Source organism: Frankia sp. Mgl5, from assembly GCF_023242985.1.
Classification (GTDB): domain Bacteria; phylum Actinomycetota; class Actinomycetes; order Frankiales; family Frankiaceae; genus Parafrankia; species Parafrankia soli.
In genome coordinates this window covers 1-17,116 of sequence record NZ_JALKFY010000809.1, presented here as the reverse complement: position 1 = coordinate 17,116, position 17,116 = coordinate 1, and the positions used below count along the sequence as shown (strand labels likewise).

General features: G+C 72.1%; 17 protein-coding genes. 6 read left to right on the top strand and 11 right to left on the bottom strand.

Translation table 11 applies throughout. The features are described from left to right. Window positions 1-10: 10 nt before the first annotated feature. Genes MXD62_RS30505 through MXD62_RS30485 form a run of 5 tightly spaced genes read right to left on the bottom strand, consistent with a single transcriptional unit; the run spans window position 11 to window position 5,466 of the window. The gene (locus MXD62_RS30505) at window positions 11-847 is read right to left on the bottom strand and encodes a sugar phosphate isomerase/epimerase (protein WP_248832825.1); all 837 of its coding nucleotides are present in this window, start codon (window positions 845-847) and stop codon (window positions 11-13) included. Between the two features lie 14 nt (window positions 848-861). After that, on the bottom strand, window positions 862-1,860 hold the full coding sequence (locus MXD62_RS30500) for an LLM class flavin-dependent oxidoreductase (protein ID WP_368862470.1): 999 nt from the start codon (window positions 1,858-1,860) through the stop codon (window positions 862-864). 50 nt (window positions 1,861-1,910) lie between these two features. Then, window positions 1,911-3,095, bottom strand: coding sequence for an acyl-CoA dehydrogenase family protein (locus MXD62_RS30495; protein WP_248832823.1), 1,185 nt, complete (start codon window positions 3,093-3,095; stop codon window positions 1,911-1,913). Window positions 3,096-3,115: 20 nt separating this feature from the next. Beyond that, window positions 3,116-4,348, bottom strand: coding sequence for an acyl-CoA dehydrogenase family protein (locus tag MXD62_RS30490; RefSeq protein ID WP_248832822.1), 1,233 nt, complete (start codon window positions 4,346-4,348; stop codon window positions 3,116-3,118). Between the two features lie 2 nt (window positions 4,349-4,350). Next, window positions 4,351-5,466: an acyl-CoA dehydrogenase family protein gene (locus MXD62_RS30485; RefSeq protein WP_248832821.1), complete on the bottom strand. Its 1,116-nt coding sequence runs from the start codon at window positions 5,464-5,466 to the stop codon at window positions 4,351-4,353. Between the two features lie 111 nt (window positions 5,467-5,577). Between MXD62_RS30485 and MXD62_RS30480 the strand changes: the two genes are divergently transcribed. Continuing rightward, on the top strand, window positions 5,578-6,354 hold the full coding sequence (locus MXD62_RS30480) for an SDR family NAD(P)-dependent oxidoreductase (RefSeq protein WP_248832820.1): 777 nt from the start codon (window positions 5,578-5,580) through the stop codon (window positions 6,352-6,354). 135 nt (window positions 6,355-6,489) lie between these two features. Here the strand turns inward: MXD62_RS30480 and MXD62_RS30475 are convergent, their stop codons facing one another. The 5 genes from MXD62_RS30475 to MXD62_RS30455 all read right to left on the bottom strand — a co-directional run bounded on the left by MXD62_RS30475 (window position 6,490) and on the right by MXD62_RS30455 (window position 12,277). Then, window positions 6,490-7,689, bottom strand: a complete 1,200-nt coding sequence (locus MXD62_RS30475) for a cytochrome P450 (protein ID WP_248832819.1) — start codon at window positions 7,687-7,689, stop codon at window positions 6,490-6,492. 85 nt (window positions 7,690-7,774) lie between these two features. Next, window positions 7,775-7,963: a ferredoxin gene (locus MXD62_RS30470; protein ID WP_248832818.1), complete on the bottom strand. Its 189-nt coding sequence runs from the start codon at window positions 7,961-7,963 to the stop codon at window positions 7,775-7,777. 71 nt (window positions 7,964-8,034) lie between these two features. Further along, window positions 8,035-9,267 (bottom strand): CaiB/BaiF CoA-transferase family protein, encoded by a 1,233-nt coding sequence (locus tag MXD62_RS30465; RefSeq protein WP_248832817.1) that lies wholly within the window; start codon window positions 9,265-9,267, stop codon window positions 8,035-8,037. A 102-nt stretch (window positions 9,268-9,369) separates the two neighbouring features. Next, window positions 9,370-11,070: an OB-fold domain-containing protein gene (locus MXD62_RS30460; RefSeq protein WP_308301352.1), complete on the bottom strand. Its 1,701-nt coding sequence runs from the start codon at window positions 11,068-11,070 to the stop codon at window positions 9,370-9,372. A gap of 34 nt (window positions 11,071-11,104) precedes the next feature. Then, window positions 11,105-12,277, bottom strand: coding sequence for an amidohydrolase family protein (locus MXD62_RS30455; RefSeq protein WP_248832815.1), 1,173 nt, complete (start codon window positions 12,275-12,277; stop codon window positions 11,105-11,107). A 110-nt stretch (window positions 12,278-12,387) separates the two neighbouring features. On the opposite strand from MXD62_RS30455, the gene MXD62_RS30450 reads away from it, so the two are divergent. Further along, window positions 12,388-12,699, top strand: coding sequence for a hypothetical protein (locus MXD62_RS30450; protein ID WP_248832814.1), 312 nt, complete (start codon window positions 12,388-12,390; stop codon window positions 12,697-12,699). A 16-nt stretch (window positions 12,700-12,715) separates the two neighbouring features. Here MXD62_RS30450 and MXD62_RS30445 read toward each other — a convergent pair whose 3' ends face one another. Continuing rightward, a complete protein-coding gene (locus tag MXD62_RS30445) occupies window positions 12,716-13,576 on the bottom strand; it encodes a mycofactocin-coupled SDR family oxidoreductase (protein ID WP_248832813.1) in 861 nt (286 codons plus the stop codon). A 150-nt stretch (window positions 13,577-13,726) separates the two neighbouring features. On the opposite strand from MXD62_RS30445, the gene MXD62_RS30440 reads away from it, so the two are divergent. The 4 genes from MXD62_RS30440 to MXD62_RS39925 form a co-directional block, all read left to right on the top strand. Then, a complete protein-coding gene (locus MXD62_RS30440; protein ID WP_248832812.1) occupies window positions 13,727-15,190 on the top strand; it encodes an aldehyde dehydrogenase family protein in 1,464 nt (487 codons plus the stop codon). A 25-nt stretch (window positions 15,191-15,215) separates the two neighbouring features. After that, a complete protein-coding gene (locus tag MXD62_RS30435) occupies window positions 15,216-16,136 on the top strand; it encodes an SDR family oxidoreductase (RefSeq protein ID WP_248832811.1) in 921 nt (306 codons plus the stop codon). Next, window positions 16,114-16,590, top strand: a complete 477-nt coding sequence (locus MXD62_RS30430) for a VOC family protein (protein ID WP_248832810.1) — start codon at window positions 16,114-16,116, stop codon at window positions 16,588-16,590. Before MXD62_RS30435 ends, MXD62_RS30430 begins: the two co-directional genes overlap by 23 nt. 382 nt (window positions 16,591-16,972) lie before the next feature. After that, window positions 16,973-17,116, top strand: a 144-nt coding sequence (locus MXD62_RS39925) for a TetR family transcriptional regulator (protein WP_308301354.1), incomplete at its 3' end; no start/stop codon positions are given.

The window sequence follows — 17,116 nt, the reverse complement described above, 5'->3', positions numbered from 1 at the left end:
TACCTCTCCTCTAACGATCTGATTCGGGCGCCGGGCTTGTCAGGCGCCGAGGGTCGGTGAGGTCGGTGAGCAGGCCCGTCAGCCAGGCGACTGACCGGGCCGCCGCCGTCCGGGTCCCGAGCGCGTCGATCCGCGGCCCGCTCAGCTCGCAGTCGAAAACGCCCTGGTAGTCGGCCTCGAGCAGCCAGCCCACGAGGCTCGCCAGGGGTACGTCGCCGTCGCCGGGCACGGCTCGGCACGGCAGCGTCCGGTCGCCGAGGACCATGTCGCTGAGCTGCACGTGCACGACGGCGTCGGCGTTGGCGGCGATCTCCGCCCGCAGTCCGCCTTCGGTCCAGACGTGAAACAGGTCGAGGCACACGCCCATCCCGGCCCGGCGGGCGAGCCGCAGCGCGTCGTGGAACGAGTGGACGAACGTGAGGTCGGCGTAGAGCCAGTTCGCCGGCTCGACCGCGAGGGTCACCCCGCGCCCGGCGGCGTGGTCGACGAGTTCGGTGACGGCGTCCGCGTAGGCCGCGGCCCCCGCGTCCCAGTCCGCGCCCGGACGAGGGCCGGTGAGCCCGTACACCGTGCCCGCCCCGACGGCGGCGGCGTTGTCGACGTCCACGCGCGCGTTGCGGAGCTGTGCCGCGACAGTCTCGGCGCCGGGCCGCAGATCAAGGCCCAGCGCCGCCGTCATGGTCACCACGCGCACGCCGTGCCGACGACTCGCGGCGGCGACGGCCTCGGCGCCGGCGGCGCGCACCTTCGCCCCGGTCAGCGAGGCGTTCGTGACCCCGAGCGCCGCGACGGCCTCCAGGGTGTCAGGCGCGGACAGCTCCGGGAAGCACAGCCCGCTGACCGACACCCGCGGGTGCGCACTCACCGCTGTGCCGGGGAGGAACCGTCGAGCAGGCCGAGGCTCGCGAGCGCGTAGCGCCGGCCTCGACGGCCGCTGACCAGGTACGACGGCGGCGCGAGGTAGGCGACGTCGCGCGGCAGCGAGTCACCGCGACGGGCGAGTGCCGCGCGGCCGTCGGACGTGGTGCCGCAGATCGCGATCTGCTCGACCATGTCGTCCGTGACCGCCGCGGCCATGGCGTCGCTGTCGCGGCGCGCGAAGGCCTCGCGGATCGCCTCGACCTGCCGGGTCCAGCCGTGATGGGCGACGTACGGGTCGTAGGTCTTGACGGTCAGATAGAACGCGATCATCCGTCGGGCGTCGGTGACCGCGCGCCCGGGGTCATCGTCGTCGATCGCGGTGATCACCCAGCCGTGCTCGAGCGCCGGAGTGTCCCGCGCGGCGTCGGACGCGCCCCGCGCCATCGCCGGCCGCACCACGTCGTCCCACCAGGTACGGGTGAACAGCCCGTGCCCGACGACCCCGTCGGCCACCCGCGCGGCGGTCGCCGCCATCAGCCGGTTGAACCCGGCGAGCAGGATCGGGGCGTCGATCCGGCCGAGGACGGGCGCGCCGACCGACGCGGCGATCCGGTAGAACTCGCCGTCGTAGGTCACCGGCTGACCGTTCTCGGCGTGCAGCCACGCCCGGATCGCCCCGACCAGGTCCGCCATCCGCGCCACCGGGCGGTCGGCCTCGACGCCGAACCAGTCCCGGTTGATGCGGTAGGCCCCCGAGCCGAGACCGAGGAACACCCGCCCGGGGGCATGCGCCCACGCGCTGCGGATTCCCGCCGCGTGGGCGTACGGCGTGCGCGCGAACGCGTACGCGATGGCCGGGCCGACCAGCGCCCGCTCGGTGCCGAGCACCATCTCGGTCAGCGACGCGTAGGCCTCGTGGTCCACGAACTCGCCGCTGCAGAACGCCGTCATGCCGGCCTGCTCGGCCGCCCGCGCGGCGTCCGCCCCGCGCCACGGCATGCCGTACCGCCGACCTGCCGGTTCGACCGCGACGCCGATCTCGCTCGCGGTCAACGCTTGTCCCTCGGCAGTCCCAGCGCCCGCTCGGCGACGATCGTCCTGAGCACCTCGTTCGCACCGCCGGCGATCGTGTAGGCACGGGCGTAGAGGAAGGCGTCCTGCCACCAGCCGTCCGCCCAGGGGGCGTCCTCGTCCACGCCGATGCCGCCGATGCCCTGCAGGGCGACGCCGGTCTCGGCCGCCTCCAGGTTGACCTCGCTGTAGAACACCTTGGCCAGCGGCGCGTCCGCGGGGTCCTCGGTGCGGTTGACCATGCGCGACTGCACCGCCTTGCTCATCTTGTCGGCCACGTGGACGCGGGTCGCGAGCCGGCCGAGCCGCTGGCGGGTAGCGCCGTCCGCCAGGGCGGGCCCGCCGCCGACGGTGGCCTGCTCGGCGAGCGCGAACAGGTCGTCGAGCTGGCCGAACAGCTCGACCCCCCGGGCACCCACACCGCTGCGTTCGTGGCCGAGGCTCAGGTTGGCGACCCGCCAGCCGTCGTCGACCCGGCCGATCACCCGCTCGACCGGGATCCGCACGCCGTCGAGGAACACCTCGTTGAAGTCGTTGGTGCCGGTGATCTCGCGCAGCGGGCGGATGTCGACGCCCGGGCTGCGCATGTCCATCGCGAACGCGGTGATGCCGGCCTGCTTGGGGCCGTCCGTGCTCGTGCGCGCCAGCAGGTAGCCCAGGTCGGCGTGGTGGCCGTTCGTCGTCCATACCTTCTGCCCGTCGACGACGTAGTGGTCACCGTCGAGGCGCGCCCGGGTGGACAGGGCGGCCAGGTCGCTGCCCGCGCCCGGTTCGCTGAACAGCTGACACCACAGGTCCTCGGCGGTCCGGATCCGCGGCAGGAAGCGCCGCTTCTGCTCCTCGCTGCCGAACCCGATCAGCGCTCCGGCCGCGAGCGCCGCGGCGCCGACCTCGCCCCAGGTACGGGCCCGCGCGAGCTCCTCCGCGACGATGAACCCGTGCTCCGGGCGGGCGCCCGGCCGGCCGCCGTACTCGACGGGCCAGGCCTGGCCGAGGTAGCCGGCGGCGTAAAGCTTTCCGATCCAGGCCCGCAGGCCGGGCATCTCCTCCGGCTCGGGCGCGCGGACCCCCGTGCGCCGGCGCGGTCCCGGGCCGTGTTCGGCGATGAACGCGCGAACCTCGGCCCGGAACTCCACCAGGTCCGGACTGGTCTCCAACCGCATGGAGTCTCCTCAAACGATGATCAGCGCGGCGGCATCGCCGGGTCGTACGGAAGTCCGAGCACCTGCTCGGCGAGCGTGTTGAGCTGGATCTCGCGGGTGCCGGCGCCGATCGTCGACGCCCTGGTCCGCAGGAATCCGTGCAGCCAGCGCCCACCCTGCACCGACCCGGGCTCGGTCTTGAGCAACAGGCCGGCCGGCCCGAGCAGGTCGACCGCGAGCTCGTGGATCTCCTGCTCGAACTCCGTGATCAGCAGCCGGGACACCGACGACGTCGGGCCCGGCTCGCCCTTGGCCAGGATGTCGGAGATGACCCGCTGGGCGTTGTAGCGCATGACCCGCACCCGGATCTCCAGGTCCGCGAACCGGTCCCGGACGACCGCGTCCCCCAGCAGGCCCCGTTCCCGCGCGAGCTGCTCGAGCTCGGTGAGCACCCGCCGGTAGAGCGCGGCCTGGTTCATCGCCCCGGCGGCGCGTTCGTGCCCGAGGCTGGTCCGCGCGAGCGGCCAGCCCTCGTTCTCGGCCCCGATCCGGTCGGCGACCGGTACCCGGACGTCGTCGAAGAACACCTCGGCGAACAGGTACCCGCCGGTCAGGTCGCGCAGCGGCCGCACCTCGACGCCGGACCCGTGCGCGTCCACGATCAGGTAGCTGATGCCGCGCTGGCGGCTCTGCTGCGTGCCGGTCCGGACGAGCGTGAAGATGATGTCGGCGCTCGTCGCGTGCGACGTCCAGACCTTCTGGCCGTTGACGACGTAGTCGTCGCCCTGCCGGCGGGCGGTGGTGCGCAGGCTCGGCAGATCCGAGCCGGCGCCGGGTTCGGAGTACCCCTGCACCCAGATCTTGTCGCCGCGCAGCATCGGCGCGAGCCAGCGTTCCTTCTGCTCCTGCGTGCCGTACCGGATGATCGTCGGGGCGGCGATGCCGAGGCCGGTGCCGAGCGGGCCGGGAACCCGCGCCCGGGCCAGCTCCTCCTGGTAGATCACCTGCCGCCCGAACGGCAGATCCATCCCGCCGAACTCACGCGGCCAGCTGGGGCCGGCGTAGCCGTGGTCGAACAGGGTCGCGAGCCAGGCCCTGGTCCAGGCGAGCCGCTCGTCCGGCTTCTTCGGCGGGCGCCCCGGATGCCGGGTCACCAGGAAGTCCCGCAGTCGGGTGCGGAACTCCTCGTCGCTGTCCGGCCCGGCGACGGTCTCGGTGGTCGTCTCGCTGGTGGTCTCGGCGGATCGGTCGGAGCCCTCTGGCGTCATGGTCATCGTCAGATCCCGACCAGGTCCGCGAGCCGGCTGCGCTGCGCCCGCGGTGCCCCGAAGAACAGCTCGGAGGACTTCGCCCGCCGCAGGAAGAGGTGCGCGTCGTGCTCCCACGTGAACCCGATGCCGCCGTGGATCTGGATGCACTCCTTGGCGGCGAGGGTGAACGCCCGCGACGCGTACGCCGACGCGACGGCCGCGGCGACCGTCCCCTCCGGGTCGTCGACGGCCAGTGCGGCGTTGGCGTGGTAGACCGCCGAGCGGGCGCTCTCCACCTCGACGAGCAGGGCGGCGCACTTGTGCTTGATCGCCTGGAACGAGCCGATCGGCCGACCGAACTGCTCCCGCACCTTCGCGTAGTCGACGGCGAGCTCAAGACACCGCGCCGCGCCGCCGATCTGTTCCGACGCCAGGGCCGCGAGCGCCCGGTTGTAGACCTCTCCCAGCCACACCGTCGCGTCCCGGCCCCCGCCGACCCGGACCGCGGGTGCCTCCCGCAGGACGACCGAGGCGAGATCCCGCGTCGGATCGAGGCTGTCGAGCTTGGCCCGAACGACGCCCGGGCCCGCCCCCTCGACCGCGAACACCCCTGTCCCGTCCGCGGCCCGCGCCACGACCAGGAGCAGGTCGGCGCTGTGGCCGTCGAGGACGTAGTGCTTCGTGCCGGAGACCAGCCACTGCCCGCCGCGTAGCTCGGCGCTCGTCGCCAGGTCGGTCAGCTCCCACGACCCCGACTCCTCGGCGACCGCCAGCGTCGCGGTCAGCGCGCCGGCCGTGATCCCCGGCAGCCACCGCTGCCGCGCCTCCTGGTCGTCGGACCTCGCCAGGGTCTGACCCGCCAGCACGGCGGTACTCAGGTAGGGGGCCACGAGCAGCGCCCGGCCCATCTCCTCCAGCACGATCCCGATCTCGACCTCGCCGAAGCCGGAACCGCCGTACTGCTCGGGCAGGCCGAGGCCCACCAGGCCGAGCTCCTCGGCCAGCCGGGTCCACACGTCCTCGTCGCGGTTGGCGGTCGAGTCCATCAGGCGCCGGACCGCGGCCGCCGGCGACCGCTCCGCCAGGAAATCGCGGACGGCCCGCCGCAACTGCTCGTGCTCGGCGGTGAAGCTGAGCCTCATGAGCTGCCCTCCCCTCTACCCTCTGGCGCAATATAACTATTTCAGTTTAATTGTTCAACTGTAAGCTGGCGTCACGGGGATCGACGGACAACGGAAGAGGGCGGTACGGCGATGGAGATCAGGGGCGCGGTGGCTTTCGTGGCCGGCGGCGGGGGCGGTTTCGGGGCCGCCACGTCACGACGACTGCACGCGGCGGGCGCGAAGGTCCTCGTCGCCGATCTCGACGAGGACAAGGGCCGCGCGGTCGTCGAGGAACTCGGCGAGGGCGCGGCCTTCGCGCGCACCGACGTGACCGACGAGGCGTCCATCCAGGCGGCCCTCGACCAGGCCACCGAGCTGGGCCCGCTGCGCATCGCCGTCGTCGCCCACGGCGGGCCGGGCGGCCAGCGCACCCTCGACAAGTCGAACGCCCCGGCGCCGCAGGCGTCGTTCACCCGCGTGCTCGACATCTTCCTGGCGTCCACCTACAACATCGACCGGCTGGCGGCGGCGGCGATCGCCCGCTCGGAGCCGCTCGAACACGGCGAGCGGGGCGTCATCATCAACACCGCCTCCATCGCGGCCTTCGACGGCACCATCGGCCAGGCGGGGTACAGCGCGGCGAAGGGCGGCATCGTCGCGATGACGCTGCCGCTCGCGCGCGACCTCGCCCCCGCCGGGATCCGGGTCGTCACCATCGCGCCCGGCACCTTCCTGACCCCGGCCTTCCGCAACGCCGACCCGGAGCAGCTCGACGCCTACTGGGGCGCGGCCGTGCCCTTCCCGAAGCGCATGGGACGCGCGGCGGAATACGCCCAGCTCGCCCAGCAGATCGCCGAGAACGTCTACCTCAACGGCGAGACGATCCGCCTCGACGGCGCACTCCGGTTCACGCCCAAGGGCGCGTGACCGACGACGCGGCCGCGGGCGGCCGGAACCGCGCGACGGGCGCGCCCAGCTCGGTGATCTGCTGACCGCCCGTCGCCGGACGAGCGGGCCAGCCGCCGGGCGTGCCCGGTCTCGCGGCTGGCCCGCACCCGCCCGTTACCGTGCCCAGACGACCGGCACCGTGTCGGGACCGGAGCTACGGCCGACCTCCGTGATGACGGCGCCGTCCGCGAGGCGGTAGTCGGGGATCCGCTTGTGCCACTCCTCCAGCGCGATCGCCAGCTCGTGGCGCGCGAGGTGCGAACCCAGGCAGCGGTGCGGGCCGGCACCGAAGGCGATGTGGTTGTTCGGCTTGCGGTCGATCAGCACCTCCGAGGCGCTGGCGAAGGCGTCACCGTCGCGCATCGCCGCCTTGATGGGCAGCTGCACCATCGATCCGGCCGCGATCGGGCAGCCGGCGACCTCGATGTCCCTGGTGACCTTGCGCGCCGGGATGGTGAACGCGTAGGCCCGCAGGATCTCCTCGATGGCCGACGGGATCAGCCCCGGGTCCGCCACGATCCGCGCCCGGTCCTCGGGATGGGTCGCGAGGTGGTAGAGCGAATAGCCGAGCGCGGCCGCGACGGTGTCCAGACCCGCCATGAACATGAAGAAGCAGTAGGAGAGGACCTCGTCGTCGGTCACCGGCCGGCCGTCGACCTTGAAGGCGATCGCGTGGCTCACCAGGTCGTCCCCGGGCCTGCGCCGGCGATCGGCGATGACCTCGCCGAAGTACTCATACACCGCCGCCATCGCCGTCATGCGGTTGTCGGCGATCTCCTCGGGCGTCGAGCCGTTCGAGTGCAGGATGTTGGCTTCCCAGGCCATGAACCGGTCGAGGTCGCCGACCGGGAGCCCCATCAGCTCGAGGAAGATCGTCGTCGGGAAGTGGAACGAGAAGTCGCTGATCACGTCACAGGACCCGCGGTCGACGAACGACTCGATGAGCCCGACCGCCCGCGCCCGGATCCGGTCATCGAGCCCCTCGATCGCCCGCGGCGAGAAGTAGGGGCCGAGCTGCCGCCGCCACTGCCGGTGCTCGTCGCCGCCGAGCATGTGCGGGATCCAGCGGTAGCTGGGGTCCGGCTCCAGGACCGTGACCGCCTGGGTCGAGAAGGTCTCGGTGTCCTGGTAGGCACTGAGGATGTCCTCGTACCGGGTGAGCACGTAGTAGCCGTTGGCGAAGGTATTGCGCACCACCGGCGCCTCGTCGCGCAGCTGGTCGAAGAAGGCGGTCCACTCTCCGACCGGACGCTGCTCGTGGGGTGAATAGGTCACGGCCGGGCACCGGCTCGGCGCCGGTTCGGTAACAGACATGCGGACTCCCTCCGTGGCTTGGTGATGGTGAGCCGGTTGGTGAGCGGCCGGGCTCCGGCCGCTGACTGACGCGGCCGTCGCCGGGTCATCGCACTGTGATGGCACGCTCGGGGCAGGCGGCCGCGGCCTCGCGCGCCGTGTCCTCGCCCCCCGCCGGCACCTCGAACTCCGGTCGCGACGCGTAGCCGATGTCGTCGATCTGGAACAGCTCCGGATCGGTCCCGTAGCAACGCGCGTGGCCGGAGCACTTGTCCATATCGATAGTCACCCGCATCGAACCTCTCCTCTCCGCCTCACTGTGCTCGTTCGCGCAGGTCGCTCGTCCGCGCAGGTCGGCGCCCGTCATCAGGTGATCGCGCCGGCCAGCTTGAGCTCGATCAGCCGTTCGTCGCTGAGCCCGAAATCGCGCAGGACGTCGTCGGTGTGCTCGGCGAACAGCGGCCCCCGACGCAACGCGACCGCCTGCTCGTCGAACTGCACGGGGCTGGCCACCAGCTCCCTCGGCACGCCCTCGGCGTCCTCGACCGTCGCGATCATGCCGTTGGCCCGCAGCGAGACGTCGTTGGCCACGCCCCAGGCGTCCTGGACGACGGCCCACTGGCCCTCGATGTGCGCGAGCCTGGCCAGCCAGTCCTCGAGGGTCCGCCCGCCGATGATCTCCGCGACGATCTCGGCCGCCACGGGCGCCCGGTCCATCAGCTTCTCGACCGTGTCGAACCGCTCGTCGGAGACGAGCTCCGGCCGCCCCGCGACCTCGCAGAACTCCGCCCAGTAGCGACCGGGCTGCAGCATCGAGAACAGCAGCCACCGGTCGTCGGCGGTGCGGTAGGGGCCGACCAGCGGGTTGCGCGCCGAGCCGTGCCGCGGGGCGGGCGGCCGCGGCGGCGGACCGCCGGCCATCAGCGCCAGGTTGACGGTGAACTGCGTCGCCCAGGCCCCGACACCCAGCAGGGACACGTCGACGACCGAGGTCTCCCCCGTGGTGGCGCGGGCGAACAGGGCCGCCGCCACGCCGCCGGCGATGGTCATGCCGCCGATGTTGTCGCCGAACCCGCCCGCGGGCATCGGTGCCAGCCGGTCGGCGCCGGGCGGGGTGGCTCCCGCCCCGCCGCCCGCGCGGGCCCAGAAGGCGGTCATGTCGTAGCCGCCCTTGCCCGCCTCGGGGCCGCGGGTGCCGAAGCCGGAGCCGCGCACGTAGATGATCTCCGGGTTGACCTTGCGGACGTCGTCGAGCTCGATCCGCAGCTTGGCGCGCGCGTCGGGCAGGAAGTTGGTCAGGAAGACGTCGCTCTGCTTGATCAGCTCGTCGAGGATCTCGCGGGCTTCCGGATTCTCCAGCGCCAGCCCGACGCTGCGCTTGCCCCGGTTCGGGCCTTCGACGATCGGCGAGAAGCTGCTGCCCTTCGCGATCGCGTCGACGCCCAGGACGTTCGTGAGCCCGCGCTGTCCGTCGCCGCGCACGGCATGCTCGACCTTGATGACATCGGCGCCCCAGTCCGCCAGGATCGCACCCGCCGCCGGGACGAAGGTGAACTGGGCCACCTCGAGCACTCGGACGCCCTGCATCGGTAGCTGCATGGTTCTCTGGATCTCCTCGGTTCCGGCTGTGCTCCCGCGAAGCGGGCGGGCGGTCGATCGGTCCGGTCTGTCGGTCGCTCGGCTATGGAGCTCGACGGCGGGTCAGGCCCGTCTCAGCAGCAGCGCACTGCCCGGCGCGCCGCCGCCCGTGCTGACCAGGGCCACTTCGGCGTCCGCGACCTGCCGCCCGCGCGCCTCGCCGCGCAGCTGGAGCATCGCCTCGCGGACGAAGCCGAAGCCGTGCAGCCGCCCGGCGGAGAGCTGGCCGCCGTGCGGGTTCAGCGGCAGCCGACCGTCCAGGGCGATCCCTCGGCCCTCGTCGATGAACTCGCGCGCACCGCCGGGCTCGCAGAAGCCGAGTCCCTCGATCCAGGACAGCGCGTTGAACGTGAACCCGTCGTAGAGCAGCGCGACGTCGACGTCGTCGGGACGCAGTGACGACCGGGTCCACAGGTGGCGCGCGGGTCCTCGGGTCTGCGGCTCGTGGGTCAGGGTGTCCTGGTCCCAGCTGATCCGCTCGAGGATCTGGGTGCCGACCGCGTCGACCAGCACCGCGGGCCGCGGGCGGTCGGGGGCGGTCTCGACGGCCGAGACGACGACGGCCACGGCGCCGTCCACCGGGACGTCGCAGTCGTAGAGGCCGAACGGAGTCGAGACCAGCCGCGCGGCGAGGTAGTCCTCGATCGTGAACGGGTCGCGATACACGGCTTCGGGGTTGCGGCTCGCGTTGTCGCGCGCGGTGACCGCGATCCAGCCGAGCGTCGACCGGTCGCCGCCGTAGCGGTGAAAGTAGTGCGAAGCCTGGAGCGCTATCCAGTTCGCGGCCGACATGGCGCCGTACGGCGCCCGCTCCTCGAACATGCCGGTGGCCCGGCCGGCCGGCGCGTCCCACCTGCCGGCGCGGACGAGCGCGGCGTGGGAGGACTCCCACACTGTCCGGAAGCACAGCACGTGACGGCACAGCCCCGCGGCCACCGCCAGCATCCCCGCGATGATCGCCCCGGCCTGGCCCGGCGTGTCCCCCGCCCCGTTGATCCAGGTCGGGTGCAGCTGCAACGCCTCGGCGAGCGGTGCTATCCCGCCCTCGGACATGCCCGGCCCGCCGACCCGGCCCGGGTAGGTGGACAACCCGTCGATCTCGTCGAGCGTGAGCCCCGCGTCCTCGACCGCCGCCAGACACGCCTGGACGGTGAGTTCGAGCGGGTCGACCATCAGCCGGCGGCCCACCCGCGACTGGCCGACGCCGGTGAGGGCCACCTTCTCCTCGAACCTCGCCGGCGACACCGGCCTCGCCGCCGCTGCCAGCTCGCGCGGCTCGGGCACCGCGAGCACCTCGCCCGCGCGGTCCGGATCCGGTTCGAACAGCGGGAGGTGGACGTCGTCGGCCTGCTCGAACAGCACCCGCACCGCCAGGCCGACGCGCACGTCGCCGGGCTCGCAGTTGACGATGTTGGTGGTCAGCCGGACGCCGTCATCCTCCGCGAGCGCCACCACCGCCACCACGTACGGCGGCGGGAAGTCGGGTAACCACTGCTGGTGGTTGACGGTGAACCCGGCGACCACCCCACGACCGGAGACCGCCGCCATCGTCACCGCGCCGCCGCGGCAGACACGGCAGCGCGGCAGCGGCGGATGGGTGTAGGCCCCGCAGTCCCCGCACCGGAGGATGCGCAGCACACCGTCCGCACCGGACGTCCAGAACTCGCTGCTGGCGAGCGTCGGTTGTGGCCGCGGCCGCGTGACGGGAGCCGCGCCGGTGGAAGCTGCGCCGGTAAGAGATGCACCGGTGGGAGGCGCACCCACGGAAGCCGGGCCCGCGGCAGGGGCTCCGGCCCGCTCAGGAACGCGGGAAGTCGAAGACGTCACGGGCGTTGAGCTCAACGATCTTGTGGGCCTCGTCGTCGGGTACGTCGAGGAGTGACTCGGCGATCACCTTGCGGCTGTTCGGCCACATGGAGTCCGAGTGGGGGTAGTCGATCTCGACGCAGATCCGGTCGACACCGATCGCGTGCCGGTTGGTCAGCCCGAACTGGTCGTCGATGTAGCAGCCCCAGAAGTGCTTCCGGAGCAGCTCGCTGGGGCGGGTGTCGAAGTCGATGGGCTGGTAGTAGCGGTGGCGGCCCCAGACCCAGTCGGTCCGCTCGGCGATGTAGGGGAGCCAGCCGATGCCACCCTCTGAGAGCATGAACTTCAGGCCCGGGTGCTTCTGCAGCTGCCCGGAGAACAGCAGGTCCACGGTCGACCACATCAGGTTGGTCGCGTAGAGGGCGAACGACGTCGCGGGGGGCGCCTGGCCGGGCGCGGGCGGGTTGGGCGAGAGCGCGGCGGCCGAGAAGTTGAAGCCGGGCACGAAGCTGCCCGAGCCGAAATGCAGGCTCACCGGGATCCCGGTCTCCTCGAGGACGTCCCACAGCGGGCCCCAGTGGTCGTCGTGGAACGACGGCAGCCCGAGCGGGACCGGGCTGTCGGGAAACGAGACGGTACGGGCACCCTTGGCCGCGACCCGGCGCAGTTCGGCCACCGCCTGGTCGAGGTCCCACAGCGGGAGCAGGGCCAGCGGCACGAACCGGTCGGGCGCCGACGCCGCCCACTCGTCGATGCTGAAGTCGTTCCAGGCCCGCACGCAGGCCAGCCCCAGTTCGGGATCCTTGGCCCGCATGAAGACCCGGCCACCGAAGCCGGGGAACGACGGGAAGCAGCAGGCGGCCTGGATCCCGTCGAGGTCCATGTCCTTGACCCGCTCGACCGGGTCGTAGCAGCCCGGGATCATGTCGTCGAAGCGCAGCGGCTCCATCCCGAACTCCTCGGGCGTCTTGCCGGCGACCGCGTTCAGCCCGATGTACGGGAAGACCTGGTCCTCCATGTGCCACACGTGCCGGCGCTGCTCGTCCTCGACGATGCGCGGGCCCGCGTCCAGGAACTTCCGCGGGAGCCGATCGGCGAAGACCCGCGGGTGTTCGATGAGGTGATCGTCGACCGAAATGATCTGCATGTAGTCCTGGAGTGGCATCCAGCGTCCCTTCAGGTCCCCTCGATTGTGCTGTCGATCATATAACCTATTGTACTACATTGCACGATAGCGCCACTGGTACAGCCCGCGTTCCACCCGAGGAGCGATGCATGGAGAAAGAGCCGACCAGACCCCTGGACGACGACCACGACCTGCTGAACTTCGACGAGACGGGCGACCGGCTGCGGGCGGAGATCGCGGCTGTCGAGGCCTCGCTCGCCGCGCTGGCCGCGACAGAGGATGCGGATGCGGGTGAGCGGCGTGCCGCCGCCGAGGCCCGCCTGACAGCCCTGCGCGCCGCGCTGGCGCGCAACAGCCGGAACGCGGCGGCGAGGCCCGGCGAGACCGGCTTCCTCACCTACGTCCCCCCCGGCCGGGCCGACCCGCCTTCCGACGGGACGGCCGCACCTCCCGAGGAGTGACGCGTCGGGCGGGCCGTCAGAAGGCGGGCACCTGCGGCCGCAGCTTGACGTAGCCTCCCGCGTCGACGCGGAGCTGGGTGCCGGTGATGAAGCGGGACTCGTCGGAGAGCAGGAAGAGGACCGCGTCGGCGATGTCCTCGGGCTCGACGTACGGGTCGCCCGTCGCGGTCATGGCCGGGAACGACGGCAGCACGTCGGCGAGGGTGGGCTCGGCCAGGTCCGGCCGGAACGCCCGGTACATGACGTCGTTGTTCAGCATGTCGGTGTTGACGTTGGTCGGGTGCACGGCGTTCACCCGGATGCTCTGGGTGGCCAGCACGACGGCGAGGTCGTGGACCAGCGACGCCACCGCCCGCTTGGCCCAGGCGTAGCCCAGGCCGCCGGACCCCTTGGCCGCGTTGTCCAATGTGCCGGGGATCAACGCGGCCAGGCTCCCCGTCGCGACGATCGAGGCCCCGGGCTGCAGGTGGGGCAGGGCGACGTCGACGGCGTTGAAGACGCCACCGAAGTCGACGCTGACCGCGTCGACGAAGGCCTGCGGCGCCGTCGTACCGAGCGGGCAGATGCCGGCCTGGGCCACCACGCCGTCCAACCGGCCGAACTGGGCGATGCCCTCGGCGACGGCGGCGGCCAGCGCGGCCCGGTCGCGGACGTCGGCGACCTGCGCGACGACGCGGCCGCCGCGCTCCTTGACCAGGCGGGCCGTCTCGTCCAGGTCGTCCCGGGTCGCCATCGGGTAGGGCGTGGAGGCGATGTCGGCGCACAGGTCGACGGCCACGACGTCGCCTCCCTCCGCCGCTACCCGGACGGCGTGCGCCCGCCCCTGGCCACGCGCCGCACCGGTGATGAAGACGACCTTGCCGTCCATGCGTCCCACGGATGTGCTCCTGTCCCTTGTGCCCGAGGACGCCGCGCCCCGCGCCGACCTCGGCCCGACCCCACGTGAGCTGCTTGCCTTCGCCTGTGACTGCCGCCATACTAAAATAGTTCAATCAATTATTCTAGTGTTCTAAGAGGGTGGTATCCGATGTCGGCGCTGACCTACCAGCTGTACATCGACGGCGCGTGGCGGGACAGCGACGGCGACGGCGTCCTCGAGGTCCTCAACCCGGCGACCGAAGAGGTCATCGGCGCCGTCCCCGACGGGACCGCCAACGACGTCGACCGGGCCGTCGCCGCCGCCCGACGGGCCTTCGACGAGGGCCCGTGGCCGACGCTCACCGCCAACGAGCGCGCCACCGTGCTGCTGCGCATGGCCGACGTCATGGAGCGACGCGTCGACGAGCTCAAGGAACTGAGCGTCCGAGAGGCCGGCTCGACGCGTGCCCTGGCCGACACGCTGCAGGTCAGCGTCCCACTCCACCATTTCAGGGACATGGCTGAGCGGGTGCTGCGGCAGTTCCCGTTCGAGCGGGCGATGCTGCCGACGGTGGGGCCGACGCTCGCCCAGGGGGTCGTCCGTCGCGAGCCCTACGGCGTCGCCGCGCTCATCTCGGCCTACAACTTCCCGCTCTTCCTCAACATCCTGAAGCTGGCCCCGGCACTGGCCGCGGGGTGCACGGTCGTCCTCAAGCCGGCGCCGACCACCCCGCTCGAGGCGTTCGTCCTGGGTGAGATGGCCGACGAGGCCGGCCTGCCGCCCGGCGTGCTCAACATCGTGAGCGGCGGCATAGCGGCCGGCGAGGCGCTGACCACCCATCCCGGGGTCGACATCGTCAGCTTCACCGGCTCCGACACCGTGGGCCGGCTGGTCTACGCCCAGGCGGCGCAGTCGCTGAAGAAGGTCGTGCTCGAGCTCGGCGGCAAGTCCGCCAACATCATCACCGCCGACGTCGACCTCGACCTCGTCGTCCCGACGATCGTCAACGGCATGACCACCCACGCCGGCCAGGGCTGCAGCCTGCTGACCCGGACGCTGGTGCACCGCTCACGTCTCGACGAACTCGTCGGCCTGGTCAAGCAGAGCCTTGATCACATCACGGTCGGCGACCCGGCCGACCCCGCCACGACCATGGGACCGCTGATCAGCGCGGCCCAGCGGGCGAAGGTCGAGAGCCTCATCTCCGCCGGCCGCGCCGAGGGCGCCCAGGTCGCCTACGGCGGGGGCCGGCCCGCCCATCTCGACAAGGGGTTCTTCGTCGAGCCGACGCTGTTCGTCGATGTCGACAACTCGATGACGGTCGCCCGCAAGGAGTTCTTCGGCCCGGTCGGCGTCGTGATCGCCTTCGACGACGACGACGAGGCGGTCCGGCTCGCCAACGACAGCGAGTTCGGGCTCGGCGGCGGGGTCTGGGCGCAGTCCCCGGTACGCGCCTACGAGATCGCCAAGCGGCTGCGCACCGGCATGATCTACATCAACGGCGGCGGTGCGGGCTCCAGCCCGCACACCGCGTTCGGCGGCTACAAGCAGAGCGGGCTCGGGCTCGAGCGCGGCGAGTTCGGCCTCGAGGAGTTCCTGCTGTCCAAGAGCATCATCTGGAGCGCCCGCTGAGCGGGCCGGAGACTCGGGCGAAGTCATGAACCTGATCGGCACCAGTCGAAAATCCTTAGCCGTGATCACCGGCGCCTACGGCGGAACGGGCCGCGCCGTGGCCCGGCGGCTCGGCGTGCGCTACCGGCTCGTCCTGTCCGGCCGCAACGAGGTCGCGCTGGCCGCGCTGCACGACAGCCTCACCGAAGAGGGCTACGACATCGCCCTCTCCGTCGCCACCGACGTGGCGAGCCCGGACAGCGTCCAGCGGCTCGCCGCGGCGGTGGGCGAGGCCGGCACCCTGGGCACGCTGGTCCACACGGCCGGCCTCTCCCCCGCCCTCGCCGGCCCGCGGACGATCGTGGAGGTCAACCTCCGCGGGACGGCGCACCTGCTCGACGCGTTCCTGCCGCTGGCCGTCCCCGGCAGCTCGGCGGTCTGCATCGGCTCGGTGGCGGCCCACACCTTCAGCTCGTCGGCCGAGGTCGACGCCGTGCTCGACGACCCGCACGCCGGTGGCCTCGCCGTCGAGCTGGAGCGGCTCCTGCTCGCCGCCGACCCGAACCCGACCCCCTACTTCTTCGCCGTGCGCGCCTACGGAGCGTCGAAGCGCGGGGTCCTACGGCTGGTCGAACGGTCCGCCGGTGCCTGGGCCGAGCGCGGTGCCCGCATCCTGTCGGTCTCGCCAGGCACCGTGCTGACCCCGATGGGCCGCCAGGAGATGGCGGCGAACCCGCTGGCCGCCGCGGCCGCGGAGGTGACCCCGCTGCGGCGGCTGGGCATGCCCGCCGACATCGCGGCCGCGATCGACTTCCTCGTCTCCGACAGCGCCAGCTACATCACCGGGTGCGACCTGCGCGTCGACGGCGGCATCGTCGCCGCCAGGCGTCATCCGGCCGCCGCCCCCCGTCCCGCCAGCCAGCCGACTCCTGTGAGCGAGCCTCATGTCACCCTCGATCCAGCCTGAGAACTTCTTCCAGCTCGGCTACGTCACCCGCGACCTGGAGGGCGCGATCGCGCGGTTCCGGGACGACCACCAGGTAGCCGAGTTCCGCCGGATCGACACCACGGAGCCGGGCGGACCGCCCGGCTCGCAGATCGCGCTCGCCTACAGCCGCGGGGTGATGGTGGAGATCATCGAACCGGTGCCCGGCCGCGAGGGCATCTACCTCGACGCGCTGCGGCCCGACGGCGGCATCAGCCTGCACCACCTGGGCTATCTCGTCGACGACGTGGCCTCGCTCGACGAGCTGGCCGAGCGGTTCCAGGCGGCGGGCATCGAGATCCCGATGCGTTTCTCGCAGCGGCTGGGACTGTCGGCGATCTACGCCGACACCCGCCCGGGGATCGGGCACTTCAGCGAGTTCGTGTTCCGCCACGATGAAGGCAGGGAACTGTTCGCACAGCTCCCCCGCCACTGAGGGTAGCTGTGCGTCTCGCCGCGACATCGGCGCTCCGCCCTGGACCACCCGCGAATCGTCGACGACCTGCGGACCGGCCACCGACGTCAGTCGCTACGGAATCGACGTCGAGACCGCCTGTGGGCTCATCCAGGACCTGACGAAGATCGTCGATTCGCTCCAGCGCGGCGCCTGACCGCCACCGTTCACCGCCGTGCCGGCGACCGGGCCGAGCGAGCTCGGAACGGTTGCCCAGGCCACCGCCAGGGGCGAACACCTCACCCGAGCGTGCCGGCTCGGCGTATGTCCCGGGCCACCGCGTCGTACTCTGCGCCAAAAACTGCACTCAGTACCACTCTGGACATCGCCAAGCAGTTATGGTGCGGGGTACAGTGCAAAAGTGATGGCTGAGGCGTCTGGAGAGCTGGGGGTCCGTGAGCGCACCCGGCGGGCCGTGCGGGCCGAGCTGGTGTCCGTCGCGATGGACCTGTTCGCCCGCAAGGGTTACGAGGCGACGACGATCGATGAGACCGCGGCCGCCGCCGGA

Bases quoted from the DNA above. Each gene is read 5' to 3' on its own strand.
- MXD62_RS30500 (WP_368862470.1), bottom strand. From the start codon at position 1,860: ATGCCGTGGCGCGGGGCGGACGCCGCGCGGGCGGCCGAGCAGGCCGGC.
- MXD62_RS30495 (WP_248832823.1), bottom strand. From the start codon at position 3,095: ATGCGGTTGGAGACCAGTCCGGACCTGGTGGAGTTCCGGGCCGAGGTT.
- MXD62_RS30490 (WP_248832822.1), bottom strand. From the start codon at position 4,348: ATGACCATGACGCCAGAGGGCTCCGACCGATCCGCCGAGACCACCAGC.
- MXD62_RS30485 (WP_248832821.1), bottom strand. From the start codon at position 5,466: ATGAGGCTCAGCTTCACCGCCGAGCACGAGCAGTTGCGGCGGGCCGTC.
- MXD62_RS30480 (WP_248832820.1), top strand. From the start codon at position 5,578: ATGGAGATCAGGGGCGCGGTGGCTTTCGTGGCCGGCGGCGGGGGCGGT.
- MXD62_RS30475 (WP_248832819.1), bottom strand. From the start codon at position 7,689: ATGTCTGTTACCGAACCGGCGCCGAGCCGGTGCCCGGCCGTGACCTAT.
- MXD62_RS30470 (WP_248832818.1), bottom strand. From the start codon at position 7,963: ATGCGGGTGACTATCGATATGGACAAGTGCTCCGGCCACGCGCGTTGC.
- MXD62_RS30465 (WP_248832817.1), bottom strand. From the start codon at position 9,267: ATGCAGCTACCGATGCAGGGCGTCCGAGTGCTCGAGGTGGCCCAGTTC.
- MXD62_RS30455 (WP_248832815.1), bottom strand. From the start codon at position 12,277: ATGCCACTCCAGGACTACATGCAGATCATTTCGGTCGACGATCACCTC.
- MXD62_RS30450 (WP_248832814.1), top strand. From the start codon at position 12,388: ATGGAGAAAGAGCCGACCAGACCCCTGGACGACGACCACGACCTGCTG.
- MXD62_RS30440 (WP_248832812.1), top strand. From the start codon at position 13,727: ATGTCGGCGCTGACCTACCAGCTGTACATCGACGGCGCGTGGCGGGAC.
- MXD62_RS30435 (WP_248832811.1), top strand. From the start codon at position 15,216: ATGAACCTGATCGGCACCAGTCGAAAATCCTTAGCCGTGATCACCGGC.
- MXD62_RS30430 (WP_248832810.1), top strand. From the start codon at position 16,114: ATGTCACCCTCGATCCAGCCTGAGAACTTCTTCCAGCTCGGCTACGTC.